General features: G+C 58.4%; 1 protein-coding gene. It reads right to left on the bottom strand.

What is annotated here, in order from left to right:
• A partial coding sequence (locus tag HU770_RS26895; RefSeq protein WP_186666618.1) for an immunoglobulin-like domain-containing protein occupies positions 1-262 on the bottom strand: 262 nt, incomplete at both ends.

Raw genomic sequence — 262 nt, 5'->3', positions numbered from 1 at the left:
CTTGGCGATAACATCGTCGGTGGTGTCGGTGACTTTAACCGACGCGGCATCACCCAGTTGCAAGTTCTCGAAGGCGCGACCATCGATGTCTGCTGCCGATTTGATACCCAGCCCGATTTCACCAGCGTCTTTGTAGACGTCGTCGCCCTGTGCGTCGTGGGTGTAAGGTTCGCTGCTGGTTTCACCGGCCTTGATGGTGACCTGAGCATTGTTGCTCAGGGTCACGACCAGGTCGTGCGCCAGCGCGGTGTTGATGTGGACG

Origin of the sequence: Pseudomonas sp. SWRI68 (assembly GCF_014269165.1) — a bacterium.
Taxonomy (GTDB): domain Bacteria; phylum Pseudomonadota; class Gammaproteobacteria; order Pseudomonadales; family Pseudomonadaceae; genus Aquipseudomonas; species Aquipseudomonas capeferrum.
This window is presented reverse-complemented; position numbering and strand designations above follow the sequence as displayed.